The following is a 16,713-nucleotide window of genomic DNA, read 5'->3' as shown; positions in this document are numbered from 1 at the left end:
CGGCACCGAAACCACCCAACGGTGCCGTTTTTGCATCCGCCCAAGGCGAGCCCGCGACTGTCATCCAGTCGCCAAGGCGAACCGGCAGCGGATAACCCTTACCGGTCTTTTACATCAGTACCCGCAGTGCCGTTGAGATTGGCGTACCGCATCACCGCCCACCGGCTGATGAAGAACGCGAATCCAGTCGCACGGGCTAAGGAGCATTAAATGGATATCTTCATCCAGCAGGTTCTCAACGGGCTGGTGCTTGGCAGCGTTTACGCCATCATCGCACTGGGCTATACGATGGTTTACGGCATTCTGGGCATCATCAACTTCGCTCACGGCGATGTGTTGATGGTGGGCGCGATGGTTGCGCTCTCAGCCATAGGCGTGCTGCAGAACCACTTCCCCGGCCTCGGCAATGTGCCGACGCTCGTCATCGCACTGATCATCGCGGCCATTGTGTGCGCGGCGGTCGGTTACACGATCGAGCGCGTGGCCTACCGGCCGTTGCGTAAAGCACCGCGTCTCGCCCCGCTGATCACGGCGATCGGCGTGTCGATCCTGCTGCAGACGCTGGCCATGATGATCTGGTCGCGCAATCCGCTGCCGTTCCCGCAGCTGTTGCCCACCGACCCGCTGAACGTGATCAAGGCCACGGACACGACGCCTGGCGCCGTGATCTCGATGACCGAAATCGTGATCATCGTGGTGGCGTTCCTCGTGATGGGCGGCCTGCTGCTGCTGGTTCACAAGACCAAGCTCGGCCGTGCGATGCGGGCGATCGCCGAGAACCCGGGTAACGCGTCGCTGATGGGCGTGAACCCGAACTTCGTGATCTCGGCCACCTTCATGATCGGCTCGGCGCTTGCCGCTCTGGCCGGCGTGATGATCGCGTCGGAATACGGCAACGCACACTTCTATATGGGCTTCATCCCCGGCCTGAAGGCCTTTACCGCGGCGGTGCTCGGCGGTATCGGCAATCTCGGCGGCGCGATGGTCGGCGGCGTGATTCTAGGCCTGATCGAACAGCTTGGCGCCGGCTATATCGGCAACCTCACCGGCGGTGTGTTCGGTAGTAACTATCAGGACGTGTTCGCCTTTATCGTGCTGATCATCGTGCTGGTGTTCCGTCCGTCGGGCCTGCTCGGCGAACGCGTTGCGGATCGCGCCTGATCCTGGGAGAAAGCAAACATGACCTCAATTCAACCGATCGAGCCGTCCACGACGCTCATCCCTGAGAAGAACCTCACCAAGACGCTGACGGTGGGCATCATCACCGCGATCTTCGTGATCGCGGCGCCGATGATCATCGGCACGGCAGGCGGCAACTACTGGGTCCGCGTGCTCGACTTCGCGATGCTGTACGTGATGCTCGCGCTCGGCCTCAATGTGGTGGTCGGCTTCGCCGGCCTGCTCGACCTGGGCTACATCGCGTTCTACGCGGTCGGCGCCTATACGTCCGCGTTGCTGAGCTCACCGCACCTGGCGTCGCAGTTCGAGTGGATCGCGCATCTCGCGCCGAATGGCCTGCATGTGCCGTTCCTCATCATCGTGCCTTGTGCGATGGCGGTTGCCGCGTTCTTCGGCGTGATTCTCGGCGCACCGACGCTGCGTCTGCGGGGCGACTACCTCGCCATTGTGACGTTGGGCTTCGGGGAAATCGTGCGGATCTTCCTGAACAACCTCGACCGTCCGGTGAACATCACCAACGGCCCGAAGGGGATCACGGCGATCGACCCGGTGCACGTGGGCGACTTCAGCCTCGCGCAGACGCACTCGCTGTTCGGCTTCCAGTTCCCGTCGGTCTACTCGTACTACTACCTGTTCGTGCTCGCCGCGCTGCTGGTGATCTGGGTGTGTACGCGTTTGCAGCACTCGCGTATCGGCCGTGCATGGGCCGCGATCCGCGAAGACGAAATCGCCGCCAAGGCAATGGGCATCAACACCCGTAACGTGAAGCTGCTGGCTTTCGCGATGGGCGCGTCGTTCGGCGGCCTGTCGGGCGCGATGTTCGGTTCGTTCCAGGGCTTCGTGTCGCCGGAATCGTTCACGCTGCCGGAATCGATCGTGGTGCTGGCGTGCGTGGTGCTGGGCGGTATGGGCCACATCCCGGGCGTGATTCTCGGCGCGGTGCTGCTCGCGGTGCTGCCGGAATTCCTGCGCTCGACGATGGGTCCGCTGCAGAACATGATCTTCGGCCACGAAATCGTCGATACGGAAGTGATCCGTCAGCTGGTCTACGCACTCGCCATGGTGCTGATCATGCTGTACCGCTCCGAAGGCTTGTGGCCGTCGCCCAAGCATGAAGACAAGATCGCGAAACTGTCGAAGCGTAACGGCAAGAAGCCGGTGCGGGCCTAACGGACTGGGAGAATAAATATGAGCGATAACATTCGACTGTCCGTCAAAGGCGTGAACAAACGCTTCGGCGGTTTGCAGGCGCTGTCCGATGTTGGTCTCGAGATCAAGTCGGGCCAGATTTACGGTCTGATCGGCCCGAACGGCGCCGGCAAGACCACCTTCTTCAACGTGATCACGGGCCTGTACACGCCGGATTCGGGCGAGTTCAAGCTCGACGGCACGCCGTACACGCCGACCGCTGTGTATCAGGTGGCGAAGGCGGGCATTGCGCGTACGTTCCAGAACATCCGTCTCTTTGGCGGCATGACCGCGCTGGAAAACGTGATGGTCGGGCGCCACGTGCGCACGAAGCACGGTCTGCTGGGCGCGGTGTTCCAGACGCCCGCGGAGCGCAAGGAAGAGCGTGAAATCAAGGAACGCGCGATCGAACTGCTGGAGTACGTCGGCATTGCGCAGTACGCGGACTACACGTCGCGCAATCTGTCGTACGGTCACCAGCGCCGTCTGGAAATCGCCCGCGCATTGGCAACGGATCCGAAGCTGCTCGCGCTGGACGAACCGGCTGCCGGCATGAACGCGACGGAAAAGGTCGAGCTGACCAAGCTGCTCGACAAGATCCGCGCCGACGGCAAGACGATCCTGCTGATCGAACACGACGTGAAACTCGTGATGGGTCTGTGCAACCAGATGACGGTGCTCGACTACGGCAAGGTGATTGCCCAAGGTCTGCCGCAGGACGTGCAGAAGGATCCGAAGGTGATCGAAGCTTATCTGGGTGCGGGGGTCCACTAATGGCAACGGCAATGTTGAAAATCAAGGGCCTGCAGGTCAATTACGGCGGCATTCAGGCAGTCAAGGGTATCGATCTCGAAGTCGCGCAGGGCGAACTGGTCACGCTGATCGGTGCGAACGGCGCGGGCAAGACCACGACGATGAAGGCGATCACGGGTCTGAAGCCGTACACGATCGGCGACATCGAGTACATGGGCGAGTCGATCAAGGGCATTCCGCCGCATCTGTTGCTCAAGCGCGGTCTCGCGATGGTGCCGGAAGGGCGCGGCATCTTCGCGCGCATGTCGATCGTCGAGAACATGCAGATGGGCGCTTATCTGCGTACCGACACGGACGGCATCAAGGCAGACGTGGATCGCATGTTCGGCTTCTTCCCGCGTCTGAAAGAACGCGCGACGCAATACGCGGGCACGCTCTCGGGCGGCGAACAGCAGATGCTGGCCATGGCGCGCGCGATCATCTCGCGTCCCAAGCTGTTGCTGCTGGACGAACCGTCGATGGGTCTGTCGCCGATCATGGTCGAGAAGATCTTCGAAGTGGTGCGGGCGATTTCGGCTGAAGGCATGACCGTGCTGCTGGTCGAGCAGAACGCGCGTCTGGCGTTGCAGGCGGCGAATCGCGGCTACGTGATGGACTCGGGTCTGGTCACGATGTCGGGTGACGCGAAGCAGATGCTCGATGATCCGAAGGTGCGGGCGGCTTATCTGGGTGAATAAGCCTGGTTAGTTTGCCGTGCATATGAAAAAAGGTCGCATGCGTTTTCGCATGCGACCTTTTTCATTGGGCGCAACGCTAATCTAGGCGCTGGCGGCCGCAGGATCCGCCAGTTCACCCAGGCGTTTGCCGAGACTGATCACCGCGTCGGCGCGATAACCGAGCGCCTCGTAAAACGCGCGCACGTCGGCCTTCGCGGATAGAACCTGCAGATTCAGCTTCGGACAGCCACGCTGCGTCAGCGCGTTTTCGACATGCGCGACGAGGCGCGTGCCGATTCCATGACGGCGCAGCGACTCATCCACCGCGAGCGAATACAGCCAGCCGCGATGGCCGTCGTAGCCGCCCATCACCGTGCCGACGATGCGTTCGCCGAGCGCCGCGACAAAGAACAGCTCCGGCTGCGTCGCCAGCTTGTTGGCGATCGACAGATGCGGATTGCGCTGCGGCTTCGTGGCGTCCCGATACTCAGGGAAGGCTTGTTGCCACAGCGTGACCACGGCATCAGTGTCGCTCGCGTCGAAGCACCGGATCGATAATGTTGCGCTCGACGTCATATACGCTGTCCTGGTCGATTACAGCGTGTCGAGAATCGAACGCAGCATCGCCATCATCTGGTCGATTTCTTCGGTGGTCACATTCAGCGCCGGCATGAAGCGCAGCAGGTTCGGACGCGCCGCGTTCAGCAGCAGGCCGTCAGGCTGCATGTCGCGCGCCTTTTCGACGATCTGGTTGCCGATATCCTTGCCGAGCAGCAGCGCGCGCAGCAGGCCTTCACCACGTTCGCCCTTGAAGCCGCGTTCTTCCGACAACTCCAGCAGTTTCGAACGCAGATACTCGCCGCGCGCCCGCACGCCTTCGAGGAAGCCCGGCGCGGTGAGCTGCGAGATCACCGAGTAGCCGACTGCCGTCATCAACGGATTGCCGTTGTAGGTGCCGCCCTGGTCGCCCGCTTCGAAAATGGCGACCTCCGCCTTCGAGAGCAGCGCCGCGAGCGGCACGCCGCCGCCGATGCCCTTGCCGAGCGTCATGATGTCCGGCTCGATGCCCGACAACTCGTACGCGAACAGCGTGCCCGCGCGGCCGCAGCCGCTTTGCACTTCGTCGACGATCAGCAGCAGGTTGTGCTTTTTCGTCAGCTCGCGCAGTTGCTGCATGAACTCGCGCGTCGCGGGAATCACGCCGCCTTCGCCCTGGATCGGTTCGAGCATGACGGCAACGGTTTTCGCGTTGATGAGCTTCTCGACCGACGCGATGTCGTTCAGGTCCGCCTTCGGAAAGCCCGGCACTTGCGGTGCGTAGATCGTGTCCCAGCCCGGCTTGCCGCTGGCCGACATGGTGGCGAGCGTGCGGCCGTGGAAGCTGTGGTCGAACGTGATGATCTCGAACGCGCCGTCCTTGAACTTCTTGCCCCACTTGCGCGCGAGCTTGATTGCGCCTTCGTTGGCTTCGGCGCCGCTGTTCGCGAAGAACACCTTGTCGAAGCAGCTGTGCTGGGTGAGCAGGCCGGCAAGTTTTGCCATCGGCTCGTTGTAGAAGGCCGGAGACGGGTTGATGAGCAATTGCGCCTGTTTGTTCAGCGCTTCGATCATGCCGTCGTTGCAGTGACCGAGACTGTTCACCGCCCAGCCCTGGATGAAGTCCAGATATCGCTTGCCGTTGTTGTCGTAGAGCCACGAGCCTTTGCCGTGCGTGAAAACGATTTCGGGCCGGTTCGTGATGTACATCAGCGACTCGATCGGATACTCATTGAAATTCATGACGGCAGGCTCCAGACAGCGGGGGTGAAGGGTGGATGAAGTTGGCCAACTACAAAATAAGAGCCGGAAAAACAGAAAAGCCACGGCATGCCGTGGCTTTCATGATTCGAACAGCTTGCGCCTTTGTGTGGCGCGAATCCGTGACGAAGCCAGCGGCGTCCCTAGGGAAGCGGCGAGCGGCGACGTCGAAGTTCGGACTGGATGCGGTTCATGCGCGAAAGAATACGACAAGGAAAGCGCTGGTGTAAACCATGAATTTGCGTCGGGCGGATATTTCTTCCGCCGAAAGAAGCGATGTTGCTTGCCGATTATAGGATGTGCGGCTGACTAAGATGTGACGGCGGATGTGACGGCGGATGTGACGGCGGATGTGACGGCGGCGGGTTGATCTGCTTGTCAGGCGGGCATGGTTTAGCTCGGAATCGAGACATGCGTCGCCGCGAAACATCAATGCGCGAAGCGCGGCTGTTTGCATAGCCGCGCTTCCCGAAACGCACACGGCGAGCATCGACGCTCACGCGCCAATGCCCCTCCCATCAAACCGGATTGGCCAGATCCGCTGCGCTCGTGAACGAATCCGCGTAGAACTCGTCTTCCGGCAGTCCATGATGCTGCGTGAAATCGCGCTGCGCCGACTCGACCATCACCGGCGCGCCGCACGCATACACCTGATACGCCGACAGGTCCGGCAAGTCTTCGATCACCGCGCGATGCACGAAGCCGACGCGGCCCGTCCATGCGTCGCTCGCGTCCGGCTCCGACAGCACCGGCACGAACTTGAAGTTCGGAATCTCGCGCGCCCATTGTTCGGCGAGTTCGAGCAGATACAGATCTTTCTTGCGGCGTGCGCCCCAGTAAAGCGTCATCGGCCGGTTCAGGTTCTTGAACACCGCGTGCTCGATGATCGCCTTCAGCGGCGCGAAGCCCGTACCCGACGCGAGCAGCACGATCGGCTTGTCCGAATCTTCGCGCAGGAAGAACGTGCCGAGCGGCGCTTCGAAGCGCAGAATGTCGCGCTCTTTCATGGTGTTGAATACGTGATCGGTGAAAGCGCCGCCGGGCATGTGACGGATGTGCAATTCGATCGGGCCTTCCGCGTGCGGTGCATTCGCCATGGAATAGCTGCGACGCTTGCCGTCTTTCAGAATGAATTCCAGGTATTGACCGGCGAGATATTGCAGACGCTCATTGGCGGGCAATTGCAGCTTCAGCACGATGACGTCGTCGGCCTTGCGCTCGATTGCGTTCACGCGGCACGGCAGCTTCTTGACCTGCACGTCGCCGACGCCGGCCACTTCGCGAATGTCCACTTCGAGATCGGTGCAGGCGGTCGCGCAGCAGAAAAGCGCCATGCCGCGCGTCTTTTCGTCGTTCGACAAAGCCGACGACGAATGCGCGCGCTGCTCGATTTCGCCGCTGACCACAGTGCCCTTGCATGAGCCGCAGGCGCCGTTCTTGCAACCGTAGGGCAGGCCGATGCCCTGGCGCAAGGCGGCGCTCAGCACCGGTTCGTCCTGTTCCACCTGAAACTGCCGGCCGGTTTGCCGGAGCGTGACGTTAAATGCCATAGAGTGTTCGAAATCGAAAAGTCGGTAATCGTTATCGGACTCGCCGTATCCACCGCGCGATACCTGTCGCGCTTGACGGCTACAATGCGTCCACCATGAAAGCGACACGAAACTTCCGCCGGCCACGTGTGTTGATCGTAGGTTGCGGCGATGTGGGCATGCGCTGCGTGCCCTTGCTACAACCGCGCGCGCACGTCTTTGCACTGACCAGTCATGCCGGGCGCAGCGCCGAACTTCGCGCGGCGGGCGTCACGCCGCTGGTCGGCGATCTCGATGTGCGCCGCAGCCTGAAACGGCTCGCGGGCCTCGCGCCGACGGTGCTGCATCTCGCGCCGCCGCAGAAATCCGGCGACGACGACCGCCGTACCCGCGCCTTGCTCGCTACGCTAGGCGCGCGCCGCGCTTCAGCGCTACGGGCCGCGCGTGGCATGGTGGCGCCAGTTGGACGGTTGCGCCGCGTTCGTGCCTCGTGGGCGGGATCTGAAACAGCCGATATTGTACCCGACGGGGTGCGCCGGACCGCCGGTTCGCACGCACCCGTGCGCCTGGTGTACGCGAGCACGACGGGCGTCTATGGCGACTGCGGCGGCGCGTGGATCGACGAGACGCGTGTGACGCAGCCGGCCAACGCGCGCGCCAAGCGCCGTGTCTCGGCCGAGCGGCAATTGCGGCGCGCGACGGCGCGCGGCGCTGTTGCGGCGAGCATCGCGCGAATTCCGGGTATTTATGCGGGCAATCGTCTGCCGCTCGCGCGGCTCGAAAGAGGCACGCCCGCCCTGATCGATGCCGACGACGTCTACACCAATCACATTCACGCCGACGATCTGGCCGCGATCCTCGTGCGACTCGCCACGCACGGACGGCCGGGGCGGGTGGTCCACGCGTCCGACGACTCATCGCTAAAAATGGGCGAGTACTTCGACGAAGTGGCCGATGCGTTCGGACTGCCGCGTGCGCCGCGCATTACGCGGGCCGAAGCGGAGCGGCAGATCGAGCCGACCTTGCTGTCTTTCATGCGTGAGTCGAGGCGGCTCCTGAACCGGCGTCTCAAACAGGAATTGAGGGTGCGCTTACGCTATCCGAGCGTCGAAGATTTTTTGCGTGAAGGCGTGAAGGCGTGAAGGCGTGACAGCCTGCACGCAAGAGAAGGAAGAAAAGCACGGCAAAAAGCCATCCTCCCAGGCATCGCCCGGACAATTCCGCCCGCGCCGTGCCCGCTGCCTCGGCGCCGCGCGGCTTCGCGATGCCTACGTCAGCGCAGGCAATGCTTCCAGCAGCACGAAACAGAGCATCGCGCCGATCAGTGCGCCGATCAGGTTCGGCTGATAGTTGTGCCGCAGCCGCATCATGACCAGCAATCCGCCGATCAGGACCAGCCCGAAGCACAGAAAAGCAACCATCACGGACGAAATCTGAAAGCTGTCGTGGATAACCATGGCGCCCTCCCTGAACTCTTTGTAGTCTTTGTTTAAACGAGTATAGGGCGACATGTAAGCAAGATCATGCTGCGGCGCAGCGCCTGGGTCCGCGGCATGCACGCTGAGTGCACAGACGCGCATGCGTTTTCCTGTTGCATCAAGGCCTTAAAGGGCCACTACCGGTTTACCCGCTCCGTAAAGATCCGAGGTCGGTTTCGTCGAGCCATTGCCATGCGCCTGGAGCAAGCGCTTCGGGCAACGCGAGTCCGCCGATCCGCTCGCGATGCAGCGCCTCGCACCGGTTGCCCGCTGCCGCGATCATCCGCTTGACCTGGTGATACTTGCCTTCCATCACGGTGAGCGCGAGCGTGTGAGCGCCGCGCGCCTGGGCGTCCACAGCGGCAATCGGTTTGGCCTCGCCGTGCAGCAGCACGCCGTCGCGCAGCGCGCTCAATTGCGCGTCGTCGACTGGATGGCGCGTGGTCGCGACATACACCTTGGGCACCTTGCGTTTGGGCGAGGTGAACAGGTGCACGAACTTGCCGTCGTCGGAGAGCAGCAGCAGGCCGGTCGTGTCCTGATCCAGCCGTCCCACGCATTGCACGCCGCGCTCGGCGAACTGCGGCGGCAGCAGGCTGAACACGCTCAGATGATGCTGCGGATCGCGCGAACATTCGTATCCCGCCGGCTTGTTCAGAAGCAGATAGGCGTGCTCGCGATACGGCCAAACCACACCGTCCACGCTGAAGGAGAACGTGCTGTCGCCGATCGGGAAATCGGCGTCGGCATCGGTGCAGACTGCGCCGCCGATGCTCACGCGCGCGTCGGCGATCAGCGCGCGGCATTGACGGCGCGAGCCGAACCCTTGAGTGAAGAGAATGCTTTCGAGATTCATGGCGAGCGAAGAATAACACCGCAAGAAGCGGAGCGCCCCGCTGCGCGAGTCGGACCACGATGAACGCCTTTGCTTCACTTCACTCACGTCGCCGGAGTTCATCGATGCTCGCTACCTCTTCCACCTCATCCGCGCAGCGTTTGCCGGCCGCATTCAGGCGGCTCGCGTGGTCGAACCTCGTCGCGCAATCCGCCGAGCAGATCAGCCTCGCCGCCGCGCCACTCGTGGCGGTCTTCGCACTCGGCGCCGACGCGCGCGACACGGGCCTGTTGCAAACCGCGCAGACGTTGCCGTTCCTGTTGCTGTCGATACCGCTCGGCGTCTGGGCCGACCGCCGCTCGCGCCGCACGCTGATGACGCTCGCCGAAAGCGTGCGCGTGTTCGCCATGCTGTGCGTGCTGCTGCTCGTCATGACTCACGCGCTGAGCCTGCCGCTTCTCGCCGCGCTCGGTTTCATCGCCGCGACCGGCACGGTGGCCTACAACGTCGCCGCGCCTTCACTGGTGCCCGCGCTCGTGCCGCGCGAAGCGTACGCCGGCGCGAACGGCCGGCTCGAACTCGCGCGCAGCGTGGCGTATTCGGCCGGCCCGGCGCTCGGCGGCCTGCTGGTCGGCTGGATCGGCGCGGGTTGGGCGTATGGCTGCGCGGCCGCGCTGTCCGCACTGGCCGTCGCGTTGCTGGCGGGCTTGCGTGAACCGCCGCGCGTGGCGGCGCCGCAGCGACATTTCATGCTGGAACTGCGCGACGGTACGCGTTTCGTGCTGCGCGATGCGCTGCTGCGTCCCATGCTCGCGACGGCGGTGTTCTTCAACCTCGGCTTCTTCGTACTGCAAGCGGTGTACGTGCCCTACGCGGTGCATCGGCTGGGTCTGACCGCTTCCGCGGTTGGCGTGACGCTCGGCGCCTACGGTGTCGGCATGGTGTGCGGCGCGCTGGCCGCACCCGCCATTGCGCGACGCCTTGCGTTCGGCCGTGTGCTGATCATCGGGCCGTCGTGCGGATTGCTCGCCTCGCTCGTGATGGTGGCGACGCTCGTTGCGCCGTCGTTCTGGCTGGCCATGTCGAGCTTTTTTCTGCTCGGCGCGGGACCGATTCTGTGGGTGGTCGGCTCGACCACCCTGCGCCAGGCGATCACGCCTGAACGGATGATGGGCCGCGTGTCCGCGCTCAACAGTACCGCGACGTACGGCGCGCGGCCGCTCGGCGCATTGCTCGGCGCGGCGATCAGTTCGCGCTGGGGCATGGACGCGTGTCTGGTCGCGGCGGCGGCAGCCTTCCTCGCGCAGGCATTGATCATCTTCATGTCGCCGGCGGCGCGGCTCGCGCGCATTCCAGAGCAAAGCGCCGCGGTTTGCTGAAAACCGATTTTCAGGCGGCCGCGCGCCTGCGTGGATGGGATGCGTCTTTCGGACGCGGTTCATCCGTGAAAACCCTCAAAAATGAAAATGAATTTTTTCTGATGGGATTTCTATGTAAATATACTTTCATTCATTTTCATTACGCCCGGCGGGAAGTCCTGCCGGCGACACCGCACCGCTCGCATGATTCATCAACCGTCCGTGGCCACCAATCCCGCCGAGCAGGCCATCGCCGCGCGTATCGCCGCCGCCATGCCGACCTTGACGCCGATTCATCGGCGCATGGGCGAATACGTGCTGGCCAATCTGTTTCGCGCGGCGACCATGCGGATCGACGAACTGGCCAGCGTGGTCGGCGCGTCGGTGGCGACGGCGAATCGCTTCGCCCGCGCGCTCGGTTTCGACGGCTATCCGCAGTTTCGCGAGGCGCTGGTTCGCGGCTTCGAGGCAACGCTCGCGCCGGTCGAGCGTTTGCGCAGTGCGCAGGAGTCGCTCGCAGCCGGTGACGACGTGGTCGACGCGTCGCTCGAACAGGCCGCCAATAACCTGCACGCCACCCGCACGGCAATCGACAGCGTCGCGGCCGAAGCCGCCGTCGAAGCGATCATCGCCGCGCGCCGCGTATTCGTGCTCGGCTACGGCGCGAGTGCGTTCCTCGCGGGCCTGATGGAACATGGGTTGATGCCGTATCACGACAACGTGCAGTCGCTCGCGCTGATGGGCGGACCTTCGCATGCCGCGCGGCGTCTGTTTGCCTGCAACGAGGGTGATCTGGTGATCGGCATCGCGTTTCCGCGCTACGTCGAAGACACGATCGAGCTCGCGCACCGAGCGGCAGGCCGTGGCGCTCGTGTGCTCGCGCTGACCGACAGTCCGCGCTCGCCGCTCGCACAATTCGCCGACCTTTCGCTCTACATCCGCGCGGATCGGCGGCTGGCGGCGAATGCCGATTCGGCCGTGCTCGCCGTCATCGAAGCGCTGTGCGACGCGGTGGCGTATCGGGCCAAACGCTCGGTGAAAGCGGCCGCCGAGGTCAGCGAATTCCTGCTGCCGTGGCTCGTCGACCCGCAAGCCGAATCCGCCGGCACGAACGCACGGCCCGCGCGCAACGCGACGCGGACCACTCGAACCACTCGAACCGCCCGTACTACTCGCACAAGCAAAACCAAACGATGAACTCCAACGCAGTCATTGCCATTCATGGCGGGGCAGGGACGATCCTGCGCGCGTCGATGTCGGCTAACGCCGAAGCCGAATACCACGCCGCCTTGCATGCCGTGCTGAGCGCCGGCCAGCGCGTGCTCGCTGACGGCGGCAGCGCGCTCGACGCCGTCAGCGAAGCCGTGCGCCTGCTCGAAGACTGTCCGCTCTTCAACGCGGGCCGCGGCGCCGTTTATACGGCGGCGGGCACGCACGAACTCGACGCCGCGATCATGGACGGCCGCACCCTCGACGCCGGCGCGATCTGCTGCGTGAAGCGCGTGCGCAATCCGATTCTGGCGGCGCGGCGCGTGCTCGAAGGCAGCGAGCATGTGCTGTTTACAGGCGAAGGCGCGGAAGCATTTGCCGCCGCGCAAGGGCTCGAATTCGTCGAGCCCGAGTATTTCCATACCGAAGCGCGCCATCGTCAATGGCTGCTCGCGCGCGATCAGCAGCGCGCCATGCTGGATCACGACGGCGCGACGCTGGCCGCCGCACCGTCGGCGAATAACGACGACCCGACACCGCACGAACCGATCGATCCGAACCGCAAGTTCGGCACCGTCGGCGCGGTCGCGCTCGATCAGCACGGTCACGTGGCGGCGGCGACATCGACGGGCGGCGTGACCAACAAGCAGGTCGGCCGGGTCGGCGATACGCCGCTGATCGGCGCGGGCTGCTATGCGGACGACGCGACCTGCGCCGTCTCGACCACCGGCTCGGGCGAAATGTTCATGCGCATGGTCGCGGCGTACGACGTCGCCGCGCAAATGGCCTACCGCAATGTGTCGCTGCAGGAAGCGGCCGACGACGTGGTGATGAACCGCCTGCCGAAAATCGACGGCCGCGGCGGACTGATCGCCGTGGATGCACGCGGCAACGTCACGCTGCCGTTCAATACCGAAGGCATGTATCGCGGTTTTGCGCGGCTCGGTGAAACGCCGGTGACGGCGATTTACCGCTAGTCGTGCGTCCGCCTGGCGCCTGACCCTTCGCCTGACATTTCGTCAGCCGCGTTCGAATTCAAAGGAACCACCGTGCCGACTCCATCGCACACCGCCCGTCCGCTTATCGACACCTTGCCGCCGCAGCGCGTGCTCGCGGTCGACGATCTGTCAGTCGCCTTTCGCAGCGGCGAGACCACGTTCAACGCGGTGCGCAATCTGTCGCTGACGGTCGAGCGCGGCGAGACGCTCGCGATCGTCGGCGAATCGGGGTCGGGCAAATCGGTTACTTCACTCGCGTTGATGCGGCTGATCGAGCACGGCGGTGGGCGCCTTGCCGGCGGCAGCATCGCTTTCCGGCGCCGCGACGGCAGCGTGCTCGACCTCGCGAAAGCGTCGTCGGGCACGATGCGCTCGATTCGCGGCGCCGACATCGCGATGATCTTTCAGGAGCCGATGACCTCGCTCAATCCGGTCTTCACGGTGGGCGATCAGATCAGCGAGGCGATCGCCTTGCATCAGGGCAAGAGCCGTTCCGCCGCGCACGCCGAAACGCTGCGCCTGCTCGAACTCGTGCGTATTCCGGAAGCGCGGCGCGTGGCGGCGCGTTTCCCGCATCAACTGTCGGGCGGCATGCGCCAGCGCGTGATGATCGCGATGGCGCTGTCGTGCAAGCCCGCGTTGCTGATCGCCGACGAGCCGACCACCGCACTCGATGTGACGATCCAGGCGCAGATTCTGCAACTGATTCGCGGCTTGCAGGACGAGATGAACATGGGCGTGATCTTCATCACGCACGACATGGGCGTGGTCGCCGAAGTGGCGGACCGCGTGCTGGTGATGTATCGCGGCGAGAAGGTGGAAGAGGGCGCGTCCGACGCGCTGTTCGCCGCGCCGTCGCATCCTTATACGAAGGCGTTGCTCGCTGCCGTGCCGCGTCTTGGCGCGATGCAAGGCACGGATCAGCCGGCCAAATTTCCGATCCTGACTGTCGAGCAGGCCAGTTTGAGCGGCGCCGATCAAGCCGTGCGTCCCGCTGCCGCCGTCGCCGAAGAAGCTCAACCTCTGGTGCGGGAAACCACGCCGCCGATTCTGCGCGTGCGCGATCTGGTTACGCGCTTTCCAGTCAAGAGCGGGTTGTTCGGCCGCGTAACGGGCCGCGTGCACGCGGTGGAAAAAGTCAGCTTCGATTTGCGGCCCGGCGAAACGCTGGCGCTGGTCGGCGAATCGGGTTGCGGCAAATCGACCACGGGCCGCTCGCTGCTGCGCCTCGTGGAAAGCCAAAGCGGGTCGATCGAATTCAACGGCAAGGAAATCAGTTCGCTGTCGGGCCCCGCGTTACAGGCGCTGCGTCGCGACATCCAGTTTATTTTTCAGGACCCGTTCGCCTCGCTGAATCCGCGTTTGACGGTGGGCTTCTCGATCATGGAGCCGCTGCTCGTGCACAACGTCGCGCAGGGCGCCGAAGCGCAGGCGCGCGTGGCCTGGCTGCTCGAAAAAGTCGGCCTGCCGCCCGAAGCCGCGCGGCGTTATCCGCACGAATTCTCCGGCGGCCAACGGCAACGCATTGCGATCGCGCGCGCGCTCGCGTTGAACCCGAAAGTCGTGATCGCCGATGAATCCGTCTCCGCACTCGACGTTTCGGTGCAGGCGCAGATCGTCAACCTGATGCTCGATCTGCAGCGTGAACTGGGCGTCGCGTATCTGTTCATTTCGCATGACATGGCCGTGGTCGAACGCGTCAGTCATCGCGTCGCGGTCATGTATCTCGGCCAGATCGTCGAGATCGGTCCGCGCCGCGCGGTGTTCGAAGCGCCGCAGCATCCCTACACGCGCAAGCTGATGGGCGCGGTGCCGGTCGCCGATCCGGCGCGCCGTCACGCCAAACGCATGCTCGCCGCCGACGAGATTCCGAGCCCGATCCGCGCGCTGAGCGATGAACCGGTCGTGGCGCCGCTCGTCGCGGTCGGGCCGGATCATTTCGTTGCCCGGCATCGCGTGGGTGGTGCGTATTAAAGAGCGGTACTAAAGAGACTTACCAAAGAGCCTTACCAAAGAGCGGTACAGAAAACCCAAGCCACACACTTCTTCTCGCAGCATCACAACCTGTTTTCATTTCGCAGCCTGGAGCCAACCTCATGAACCTGCTGGTCCCGTCTTCTCCGTTTCGTTTGCGCGCGCTGATCAGCGGCGGCGCGGTGGTGTTCGCGATGCTCGCGGGCAATGCGGCGCACGCCGACACCACGGCCGTGATGGCCGTCGCCTCGACCTTCACGACGCTCGATCCGTACGATGCCAACGACACGCTCTCACAAGCCGTCGCGAAGTCGTTCTATCAGGGACTCTTCGGCTTCGACAAGGACATGAAGCTGGTCAACGTGCTGGCCGATAGCTACGAAGCGAGCCCGGATGCGAAGGTCTACACGTTCAAACTGCGCCACGGCGTGAAGTTCCAGGACGGCACCGACTTCAACGCCGCCGCCGTGAAAGCGAACTTCGACCGCGTGACCGATCCGGCGAACAAGCTCAAGCGCTACAACATGTTCAACCGCATCGAGAAGACCGAAGTGGTCGATCCGTACACGGTGAAGATCACGCTGAAGGCGCCGTTCTCGGCGTTCGTGAACGTGCTCGCGCATCCGTCGGCGGTGATGATTTCGCCGGACGCGCTGAAGAAGTACGGCAAGGACATCGCGTTCCATCCGGTCGGCACGGGTCCGTTCGAACTGGTGAAGTGGGACCCGGCGGGCGACCTGACGGTGAAGAAGTTCGCCGGCTACTGGAAGAAGGGCTATCCGAAGGTCGATGCGATCGACTGGAAGCCGGTGGTCGACAACAACACGCGCGCTGCGCTGATGCGTACCAGCGAAGCGGATTTCGCATTCCAGGTGCCGTTCGAACAGGCCGCGCAATTGCAGACGAGCCCGAAGGTCGATCTGATCGCGTCGCCTTCGATCATTCAGCGCTATATCAGCCTGAACGTGAACCAGAAGCCGTTCGACAATCCGAAGGTGCGTGAAGCACTGAACTATGCGGTCAACAAGGACGCGCTCACCAAGGTCGTGTTCGCCGGTTACGCGACGCCGGCCGACGGCGTGGTGCCGCAAGGCGTCGACTATGCGGTGAAGCAGGGCCCGTGGCCGTACGATCCGGCCAAGGCGCGTGAGCTGCTGAAGGAAGCGGGCTATCCGAACGGTTTCGAAACCACGCTGTGGTCCGCGTATAACTACTCGACCGCGCAGAAGGTGATCCAGTTCGTGCAGCAGCAACTCGCGCAGGTCGGCATCAAGGCGCAGGTCGAAGCGCTCGAAGCAGGTCAGCGCGTCGCCAAGGTGGAAAGCGCGCAGGACGCGGCGACCGCGCCGGTGCGCATGTACTACGCGGGCTGGTCGTCGTCGACGGGTGAAGCCGACTGGGCGATCACGCCGCTGCTCGCGTCCGTCTCGTTCCCGCCGAAGATGGTCAATACCGCTTACTACAAGAACGACACTGTCGACAGCGATCTGAAGCAGGCGCTCGAAACCACCGACCGCGCGAAGAAAGCCGAGCTTTACACCGACGCGCAAAAACGCATCTGGACCGACGCGCCGTGGATCTTCCTCGTCAAGGAGAAGGTGGTGTACGCGCGCAGCAAGCGTCTGTCGGGTGCTTACGTGGCGCCGGACGGTTCGTTCAACTTCGACGAAATCGCGATCAAGTGATGAGCTGACCGTGC

At 63.6% G+C, this 16,713-nt stretch carries 15 protein-coding genes; 10 read left to right on the top strand and 5 right to left on the bottom strand.

Translation table 11 applies throughout. The features are described 5' to 3' along the window. Window positions 1-210: 210 nt before the first annotated feature. The 4 genes from P0D70_RS16075 to P0D70_RS16060 are packed head-to-tail and all read left to right on the top strand — an operon-like array spanning window position 211 to window position 3,857. On the top strand, window positions 211-1,161 hold the full coding sequence (locus P0D70_RS16075) for a branched-chain amino acid ABC transporter permease (protein ID WP_091799725.1): 951 nt from the start codon (window positions 211-213) through the stop codon (window positions 1,159-1,161). 18 nt (window positions 1,162-1,179) lie between these two features. Then, a complete protein-coding gene (locus tag P0D70_RS16070; protein WP_091799727.1) occupies window positions 1,180-2,349 on the top strand; it encodes a branched-chain amino acid ABC transporter permease in 1,170 nt (389 codons plus the stop codon). A gap of 18 nt (window positions 2,350-2,367) precedes the next feature. After that, window positions 2,368-3,141: an ABC transporter ATP-binding protein gene (locus P0D70_RS16065; RefSeq protein ID WP_091799729.1), complete on the top strand. Its 774-nt coding sequence runs from the start codon at window positions 2,368-2,370 to the stop codon at window positions 3,139-3,141. Beyond that, the gene (locus P0D70_RS16060) at window positions 3,141-3,857 is read left to right on the top strand and encodes an ABC transporter ATP-binding protein (RefSeq protein WP_011489615.1); all 717 of its coding nucleotides are present in this window, start codon (window positions 3,141-3,143) and stop codon (window positions 3,855-3,857) included. The genes P0D70_RS16065 and P0D70_RS16060 overlap by 1 nt, the downstream gene beginning before the upstream one ends. Window positions 3,858-3,938: 81 nt before the next feature. Here the strand turns inward: P0D70_RS16060 and P0D70_RS16055 are convergent, their stop codons facing one another. The 3 genes from P0D70_RS16055 to P0D70_RS16045 form a co-directional block, all read right to left on the bottom strand. Continuing rightward, window positions 3,939-4,412 carry a GNAT family acetyltransferase gene (locus P0D70_RS16055; protein ID WP_408185235.1) on the bottom strand — a complete coding sequence of 158 codons (474 nt, stop codon included), beginning with the start codon at window positions 4,410-4,412 and terminating at the stop codon, window positions 3,939-3,941. A gap of 18 nt (window positions 4,413-4,430) precedes the next feature. Next, window positions 4,431-5,615: an acetylornithine transaminase gene (locus P0D70_RS16050; protein WP_091799738.1), complete on the bottom strand. Its 1,185-nt coding sequence runs from the start codon at window positions 5,613-5,615 to the stop codon at window positions 4,431-4,433. A 536-nt stretch (window positions 5,616-6,151) separates the two neighbouring features. Next, a complete protein-coding gene (locus P0D70_RS16045; RefSeq protein ID WP_091799741.1) occupies window positions 6,152-7,183 on the bottom strand; it encodes a CDP-6-deoxy-delta-3,4-glucoseen reductase in 1,032 nt (343 codons plus the stop codon). A 95-nt stretch (window positions 7,184-7,278) separates the two neighbouring features. Between P0D70_RS16045 and P0D70_RS16040 the strand changes: the two genes are divergently transcribed. Then, window positions 7,279-8,304 (top strand): NAD-dependent epimerase/dehydratase family protein, encoded by a 1,026-nt coding sequence (locus tag P0D70_RS16040; RefSeq protein WP_408185234.1) that lies wholly within the window; start codon window positions 7,279-7,281, stop codon window positions 8,302-8,304. Between the two features lie 126 nt (window positions 8,305-8,430). Here P0D70_RS16040 and P0D70_RS16035 read toward each other — a convergent pair whose 3' ends face one another. Both P0D70_RS16035 and P0D70_RS16030 read right to left on the bottom strand, forming a co-directional pair. Next, window positions 8,431-8,619 (bottom strand): hypothetical protein, encoded by a 189-nt coding sequence (locus tag P0D70_RS16035; RefSeq protein WP_091799746.1) that lies wholly within the window; start codon window positions 8,617-8,619, stop codon window positions 8,431-8,433. Window positions 8,620-8,785: 166 nt separating this feature from the next. Next, on the bottom strand, window positions 8,786-9,496 hold the full coding sequence (locus tag P0D70_RS16030; RefSeq protein WP_091801055.1) for a pseudouridine synthase: 711 nt from the start codon (window positions 9,494-9,496) through the stop codon (window positions 8,786-8,788). Window positions 9,497-9,600: 104 nt separating this feature from the next. Here P0D70_RS16030 and P0D70_RS16025 point away from each other — a divergent pair, with 104 nt between their 5' ends. From P0D70_RS16025 to gsiB, 5 genes are all read left to right on the top strand, one after another. Then, a complete protein-coding gene (locus P0D70_RS16025; RefSeq protein WP_408185233.1) occupies window positions 9,601-10,854 on the top strand; it encodes an MFS transporter in 1,254 nt (417 codons plus the stop codon). A 183-nt stretch (window positions 10,855-11,037) separates the two neighbouring features. Then, window positions 11,038-12,030, top strand: a complete 993-nt coding sequence (locus P0D70_RS16020; RefSeq protein ID WP_408185232.1) for a MurR/RpiR family transcriptional regulator — start codon at window positions 11,038-11,040, stop codon at window positions 12,028-12,030. After that, window positions 12,027-13,019 carry an isoaspartyl peptidase/L-asparaginase family protein gene (locus P0D70_RS16015; RefSeq protein ID WP_408185231.1) on the top strand — a complete coding sequence of 331 codons (993 nt, stop codon included), beginning with the start codon at window positions 12,027-12,029 and terminating at the stop codon, window positions 13,017-13,019. Before P0D70_RS16020 ends, P0D70_RS16015 begins: the two co-directional genes overlap by 4 nt. Window positions 13,020-13,091: 72 nt before the next feature. Then, window positions 13,092-15,014: a dipeptide ABC transporter ATP-binding protein gene (locus P0D70_RS16010; RefSeq protein ID WP_408185230.1), complete on the top strand. Its 1,923-nt coding sequence runs from the start codon at window positions 13,092-13,094 to the stop codon at window positions 15,012-15,014. Between the two features lie 122 nt (window positions 15,015-15,136). Then, window positions 15,137-16,699, top strand: a complete 1,563-nt coding sequence (gene gsiB, locus P0D70_RS16005) for a glutathione ABC transporter substrate-binding protein GsiB (protein WP_408185229.1) — start codon at window positions 15,137-15,139, stop codon at window positions 16,697-16,699. Window positions 16,700-16,713 lie beyond the last annotated feature (14 nt).

This window comes from Paraburkholderia sp. RL17-381-BIF-C, from assembly GCF_046026435.1.
Lineage (GTDB): Bacteria > Pseudomonadota > Gammaproteobacteria > Burkholderiales > Burkholderiaceae > Paraburkholderia.
This window is presented reverse-complemented; position numbering and strand designations above follow the sequence as displayed.

Excerpts from the sequence above, each read along its gene's own strand:
- P0D70_RS16035 (WP_091799746.1), bottom strand. The coding sequence starts at position 8,619 with ATGGTTATCCACGACAGCTTTCAGATTTCGTCCGTGATGGTTGCTTTT.
- P0D70_RS16045 (WP_091799741.1), bottom strand. The coding sequence starts at position 7,183 with ATGGCATTTAACGTCACGCTCCGGCAAACCGGCCGGCAGTTTCAGGTG.
- P0D70_RS16020 (WP_408185232.1), top strand. The coding sequence starts at position 11,038 with ATGATTCATCAACCGTCCGTGGCCACCAATCCCGCCGAGCAGGCCATC.
- gsiB (WP_408185229.1), top strand. The coding sequence starts at position 15,137 with ATGAACCTGCTGGTCCCGTCTTCTCCGTTTCGTTTGCGCGCGCTGATC.
- P0D70_RS16025 (WP_408185233.1), top strand. The coding sequence starts at position 9,601 with ATGCTCGCTACCTCTTCCACCTCATCCGCGCAGCGTTTGCCGGCCGCA.
- P0D70_RS16040 (WP_408185234.1), top strand. The coding sequence starts at position 7,279 with ATGAAAGCGACACGAAACTTCCGCCGGCCACGTGTGTTGATCGTAGGT.
- P0D70_RS16070 (WP_091799727.1), top strand. The coding sequence starts at position 1,180 with ATGACCTCAATTCAACCGATCGAGCCGTCCACGACGCTCATCCCTGAG.
- P0D70_RS16065 (WP_091799729.1), top strand. The coding sequence starts at position 2,368 with ATGAGCGATAACATTCGACTGTCCGTCAAAGGCGTGAACAAACGCTTC.
- P0D70_RS16015 (WP_408185231.1), top strand. The coding sequence starts at position 12,027 with ATGAACTCCAACGCAGTCATTGCCATTCATGGCGGGGCAGGGACGATC.
- P0D70_RS16030 (WP_091801055.1), bottom strand. The coding sequence starts at position 9,496 with ATGAATCTCGAAAGCATTCTCTTCACTCAAGGGTTCGGCTCGCGCCGT.
- P0D70_RS16075 (WP_091799725.1), top strand. The coding sequence starts at position 211 with ATGGATATCTTCATCCAGCAGGTTCTCAACGGGCTGGTGCTTGGCAGC.
- P0D70_RS16055 (WP_408185235.1), bottom strand. The coding sequence starts at position 4,412 with ATGACGTCGAGCGCAACATTATCGATCCGGTGCTTCGACGCGAGCGAC.
- P0D70_RS16050 (WP_091799738.1), bottom strand. The coding sequence starts at position 5,615 with ATGAATTTCAATGAGTATCCGATCGAGTCGCTGATGTACATCACGAAC.
- P0D70_RS16060 (WP_011489615.1), top strand. The coding sequence starts at position 3,141 with ATGGCAACGGCAATGTTGAAAATCAAGGGCCTGCAGGTCAATTACGGC.